This window comes from Deltaproteobacteria bacterium (assembly GCA_016875225.1).
Lineage (GTDB): Bacteria > Myxococcota_A > UBA9160 > SZUA-336 > SZUA-336 > VGRW01.
The window spans coordinates 1-5,485 of the sequence record VGRW01000135.1; the positions used below are offsets into that span (position 1 = coordinate 1).

Consider the following 5,485-nt stretch of genomic DNA (forward strand, 5'->3'; position numbering starts at 1 on the left):
GGGGATCCGCGTCGCGCGCGATGGCGAGCTGCACCCGCTCCGGCTCGGTGACTCCGACGCGATCCTGCCGGGTGACTTCGTGGTCGCGATCGGAAATCCCTTCGGCCTCGATCACACGGTGACTCTGGGGATCGTATCGGCCAAGGGACGCGAGCTCGGCCAGGGTCCGTACGACGACTACATCCAGACCGACGCCGCGATCAACCCGGGAAACTCCGGCGGACCGCTGCTCGACCTTTCCGGCGCGGTGATTGGCGTCAACACCGCGGTGAACCCACAGGCCAACACGATCGGATTTGCGGTCCCGATCAATCTGGCGAAGGACATCCTGCCGCAGCTGAGAGAGTCCGGAAGCGTCACGCGCGGCTGGATCGGCGTCTCGGTGCAGGCGGTGACGCCGGAGCTCGCGAAGGCGCTCGCGCTTTCGGGAACGGATGGCGCGTTGGTGGCTCAGGTCATGCCCGACGGGCCGGCTGCACGCGCTGGACTGGAGCGCGGGGACGTGATCCGAAGCCTGGGCGGCAAGCCGATCCGGAAGCTCAGCGATCTGTCGCGCGCGGTCGCAGCGACGCCGGTCGGAACGCCGGTCGAGGTCGAGCTGCTACGCGACGGAGCTCCACTCCGAGTCGAGATCACCGTCGACAAGCTCGCCGAGGCGGGAGCTTCCGGAGGGCAGGAGAGCACGTCGGGGGGAGCGGCATCGCTGGGAATGCGCATCGAGGATCTCGACGACGCGCTGCGCGAGCGGCTCGGGCTCGGCGACCGCACGGGCGTCGTGGTCGTCGACGTGGACCCCGAGGGTCCGGCCGCGAGCGCGGGAATCGAGCCAGGAGACGTGGTCCTCGAGGCGGATCGGAAGCCGGTCGCGAGCGCGGCCGAGCTCGAAGCGCGGATTCGCGGCGGCGGTGAGCGACTGCTCCTGCTGGTGCGCCGCGGCGGCTCGACGCTCTTCATCGCGGTCTCGCGCTAACGCTCGCCGCTTCCGTCATCGGGCCCGGACCAGCGCGCGCGCTGGCGTGCCGCGATCGTCGCCTCCTCGCCCTGATCGGACGGCTCGTAGAAGCGGGTGCCGACCAGCGCGTCCGGGAGATACTGCTCGCGGACGAAGTGACTCGGCTCGTCGTGCGGGTAGCGGTAGCCCTTCGCGTAGCCGAGCTCGCGCAGCAGCTCGGTCGGCGCGTTGCGCAGGTGGAGCGGGACCGGAAGCGCTCCGTGCTCGCTCGCGGCCGCCGACGCCGACGAGATCGCCCGCAGGCTCGCGTTGCTCTTCGGCGCGCACGCCAGGTAGGTCGTGGCCTGGGACAGGATCAGCCGCCCCTCGGGCAGACCGACGCGGTCGAACGCCTCGGCGGCCGCGACCGCGACGACCAGTCCGTTCGGATCCGCATTGCCCACGTCCTCGGAGGCGAAGATCAGGAGACGCCTCAGGACGAAGCGGGGCTCCTCGCCCCCGTCGAGCATTCGCGCGAGCCAGTAGACCGCAGCGTCCGGATCGCTCCCGCGCAGGCTCTTGATGAACGCGGAGATCACGTCGTAGTGCGCCTCGCCGCCCTTGTCGTAGTCGGGCAGGCGCGACTCGAAGGCGGCGGCGACGTGCTCGCGCTCGATGGTCCGCTCGGCGCGCTCGGCGGCGGATTCGAGCAATCCGAGCGCGCGGCGCGCGTCGCCTTGCGCGATGCGCGCGATCAGCGCGAGCGCGTCCGGCGCGATTCCGAGGTCGCGCTCGCCGAGGCCGCGCTCGCGATCGTCGAGGGCGCGGCGCACGATCGAGGCGATCGCCGCCTCGTCGAGCGGCGCGAGCGTGAAGATCCGCGAGCGCGAGCGCAGCGCCGGGATCACCTCGAAGGAGGGGTTCTCGGTCGTCGCTCCGAGCAGGACCACCGTCCCGCGCTCGACGCACGGCAGCAGCGCGTCCTGCTGCGCCTTGTTGAAGCGGTGGATCTCGTCGATGAACAGGGCCGTGCGCACGCCGCGCCGGCGCTCCTCCTCGGCGCGCGCGATCTCGTCGCGCAGATCCTTCACGCCGGAGAGCACGGCCGAGATCGCGGCGAAGCGCAATCCGGCGCGCTCGCAGAGCAGTCGCGCGAGGGTGGTCTTTCCGGAGCCCGGCGGTCCCCAGAAGATGCAGGAGGGCAGCTTCCCCTTCGCGGCGAGCAGCGGCCCGAGCGGCCCGCCGGGGCCGAGCAGGTGCGCCTGCCCCGCGAACTCCTCCAGCCGCCGCGGCCGCATCCGCTCGGCGAGCGGGGCGTCGGGCGCCGCTTGCGGTGTGGCCGCGGGTTCACGCGGGAAGAGATCCACGACGGGAGTCTAGCTTGCCCGCCGCCGGGGTGGGACGTATCGTCGGAAGCCGCATGGGGGGCTGGAAGCGAATCGCGCTCACCGTGAAGGCTGGCCGGGCGCCTGACCCGACCGGAGTCGGCGCGCTCGTGGCGCGAATCGTCGCGCTGCTCCGCTCGAATGGCGTCGAGGTCGCGCTCGACGACGCCGCTGCGAGTCACGCGGGCGCGGCCCGTGGACGCAAGCTCGAGCAGATCGTCGACGGCGCGGACCTGCTCGTCGTGCTCGGCGGCGATGGCTCGGTGCTCGCCGGCGTGCGCGCGGTGGGCGCGCGATCGATTCCGGTCCTCGCGGTGAACCTGGGCCGACTCGGCTTCCTCACCGCGGTGAATCCCGACGAGGCCGAGGCCGCGCTGGTCGCGCTGCTTCGCGGCGAACACCAGATCGTCGAGCGCATGCGCTTCGAGGTGACACACATTCGCGACGGTCGGCCGCTGCTTCGCGAGCTGGTGCTGAACGACGCGGTGATCACGAAGGGCTCCGCGCTGGCCAGGCTGATCGAGCTCGAGGCTCACGTCGACGGCCGGCTCGTGTCGAGCTACCGCTCCGACGGGCTGATCGTCGCCACGCCGACCGGCTCGACCGCGTACAACCTCTCGGCCGGCGGCCCGATCGTCGATCCGCGCGTGGCGGCTGCGGTCCTGAATCCGATCTGCCCGCACACCCTGAGCCTGAGGCCGCTGGTTCTGCCCGACGATCGCGAGATCCTGGTGCGACTGAGGTCGCCCGAAGACGCGACGCTCACGCTCGACGGCCAGGTCGGAGCCACGCTGCAATCCGGCGACGAGGTGCGCGTGGTGAAGGCGCGCGAGCCGGCGCGTTTCGTCGCCACGCCACCTCACGACCACTTCGAGATGCTGCGCACGAAGCTCGGCTGGGGCGCTTCTTGATCGAGACCCTTCGCGTGCGGAACCTGGTCACGATCGAGTCGTTGGAGCTCGAGCTCGGTCCGGGCCTCACGGTCGTCACCGGTGAGACCGGCGCGGGAAAATCGGTACTTCTCGGCGCCATCGCGCTGCTCTCCGGCCAGCGGGTCGGTGCGGAGCTCTTGCGCGCCGGCGCCGCCGACGCGTCCGTCGAGGCGCTGCTTCGCTCTCCGGCGCTGCTGGCGCGCGCGCGGGAGCTCGGTCTCGCGGGAGAAGACGACGAGGAGCTTCTCGTCACGAGGACGCTCGCGCGCGAGGGCCGCGGCAAGGTGTTCGTGAACGGGAAGCTCGCGACCGTCGCGCTGCTCGCCGAGCTCGTCGGCGAAGCGCTCGAGATCACCAGCCAGGGCGAGCACCAGCGCCTGCTGCGGCCCGAGGCGCAGGCGGGGCTGCTCGACGCGTACGCGGAGCTTGGCGGCGCCGCGGGCGAGGTCGCCGACCTCTACCGGCGCTGGCGTGAGCTGGCGGGCGCGATCGCCGCGCGGAGGCGCGACCGCGAAGCGATCGCCCGGCGCGAGGACCAGCTGCGCTACGAGATCGATCAGATCGATCGCGCCGCGCCGACCGCGGGAGAGCTCGAGGAGATCGGCGCCGAGCACTCCCGGCTCGCGCACGTCGATCGTCTGGCGCAGGCGAGCGCGCTGGCGCTGGAGTGCCTCGATGGCGACGACGGGCTGCGCGAGAAGCTCGGCACCGCGCGCGCGGTGCTCCGCGGCCTGGCCGAGCTCGATGCGGAGCTGGCCGAGCCGGAGGCCGCGCTCGAGCGCGCGCGGCTCGAGCTCGACGAGGCCTCGCACTCGCTCTCGCGCTACGCGACGCGGCTCGAGGCGGATCCGGAGCGCCTGGCGCGGGTCGAGCAGCGCATCGCGGAGCTGCGCCGCCTGCTTACGCGCTACGGCGCGACGCTCGAGGACGTGCTCGCGCACCGCGACCGGGCGCGCGAGGAGCTCGGCGGGCTCGCGGGCGGCGACGAACGGACCGCGGAGCTCGAACGCGAGCTTCTCGCCGTGGCCGAGCAGCTCGACGGCCGCAGCCGAGCCCTCTCCGATGCGCGCAGGGCCGCTGCAAGACGCCTCGAGCGCGCGGTCGCCTCGGAGCTTTCCGAGCTCGAGCTCGGTCGCGCCAAGCTGCAAGTCGCCTTCGAGCCGCTGGCGGCAAAGGGCGCCGACGGGCTCGATCCGCCCTCGGGGCCGTCCGGGCGAGAGCGCGCGGTATTTCTGCTCGCCGCGAATCCGGGCGAGGCCCCCGGCCGGCTTCGCGACGCCGCTTCGGGCGGCGAGCTCTCGCGCCTGCTCCTGGCTCTGCGCAACGTGCTCCGCGATGCAGACTCGGGCGGGCTGTTGCTCTTCGACGAGATCGACGCGGGCCTCGGGGGGCGCACGGCAGTTCGGGTCGGCGAACGACTGCGAGCACTCGCAGGTCGCAATCAAGTGATCTGCATCACGCACCTGCCGCAGCTCGCCGCGCTTGGTGACGCGCATCACAGGGTGGTGAAGTCGGTGCGCGCGGGTCGAACCACGACGCGGATCGAGCTCTTGGAGGGCGAGTCGCGCGTCGACGAGCTGGCGCGAATGGGCGGAGGTCGCGTCACGGACGCTGCGCGCGCACACGCGCGCGAGCTCCTCTCGGTGGGCGGGCCCGATTGCGCCCGCCGAGTGTGATCCGCTTCCTCAACTTTCCATAGGCCTCGCCGATGCCGCTCCCGAGTGGAAATGGGAGGCGGCATCTTGGCTGACGCGAAAGCCCAGGCAGCGGATCCGGCAGTGCCCCCGCCGGCCCAGCGCGCGCGCTTGCGCATCGACAGCGGCTTCTACGAGGGCCTGGAGTGGGAGCTCGATCGGCCGAGCACCGTGATCGGCCGCGGTCGAAACGCGGACCTCGTGCTCAACGAGGCCACGATCTCTCGCGCCCACGCTCTCTTCGGCTACGAGGCCCTGGTGGCGTTCGTGCAGGATCTCGGCAGCACGAACGGCACGCTCGTGAACGGCACGCGCGAGCAGCGCAAGGCCCTGGCCCACGGTGACGAGCTCCGGATGGGCAAGCTCGTGCTCAAGGTGTCGCTCGACACGTCTGCGGCCGGAGCCCGATCGAGTGTCTAGCCCGCATTTCTCACCACGGTGATCCGTAGGTGGTCGCGGTGCGCTGCGAGGGCGTCGGCGGTGGTGGCTCGGCGGCCGAGGGCCAGCGGCGGCCTTCGAGGGGATGGCGGGCCGTTCGCCGGC

At 72.2% G+C, this 5,485-nt stretch carries 5 protein-coding genes; 4 read left to right on the forward strand and 1 reads right to left on the reverse strand.

The genetic code is table 11. The features are described from left to right. Window positions 1–970, forward strand: a 970-nt coding sequence (locus FJ108_17770; protein ID MBM4337739.1) for a PDZ domain-containing protein, incomplete at its 5' end; no start/stop codon positions are given. On the opposite strand, the gene FJ108_17775 is transcribed toward FJ108_17770, so the two are convergent. After that, window positions 967–2,298, reverse strand: a complete 1,332-nt coding sequence (locus tag FJ108_17775) for a replication-associated recombination protein A (protein ID MBM4337740.1) — start codon at window positions 2,296–2,298, stop codon at window positions 967–969. The two genes, FJ108_17770 and FJ108_17775, sit on opposite strands and share 4 nt — an antisense overlap. 53 nt (window positions 2,299–2,351) lie before the next feature. Between FJ108_17775 and FJ108_17780 the strand changes: the two genes are divergently transcribed. Genes FJ108_17780 through FJ108_17790 form a run of 3 tightly spaced genes read left to right on the forward strand, consistent with a single transcriptional unit; the run spans window position 2,352 to window position 5,362 of the window. Continuing rightward, window positions 2,352–3,227 carry an NAD(+)/NADH kinase gene (locus FJ108_17780; protein ID MBM4337741.1) on the forward strand — a complete coding sequence of 292 codons (876 nt, stop codon included), beginning with the start codon at window positions 2,352–2,354 and terminating at the stop codon, window positions 3,225–3,227. Beyond that, entirely contained in the window at window positions 3,113–4,924 is a 1,812-nt protein-coding gene (gene recN, locus FJ108_17785; GenBank protein MBM4337742.1) for a DNA repair protein RecN, read from the forward strand. The genes FJ108_17780 and recN overlap by 115 nt, the downstream gene beginning before the upstream one ends. Window positions 4,925–4,975: 51 nt before the next feature. Next, window positions 4,976–5,362 carry an FHA domain-containing protein gene (locus FJ108_17790; protein MBM4337743.1) on the forward strand — a complete coding sequence of 129 codons (387 nt, stop codon included), beginning with the start codon at window positions 4,976–4,978 and terminating at the stop codon, window positions 5,360–5,362. Window positions 5,363–5,485: the final 123 nt, after the last annotated feature.

What these genes read in the sequence shown, in the direction of transcription:
- FJ108_17780 (MBM4337741.1), top strand. Translation starts at nt 2,352, where the DNA reads ATGGGGGGCTGGAAGCGAATCGCGCTCACCGTGAAGGCTGGCCGGGCG.
- FJ108_17790 (MBM4337743.1), top strand. Translation starts at nt 4,976, where the DNA reads ATGGGAGGCGGCATCTTGGCTGACGCGAAAGCCCAGGCAGCGGATCCG.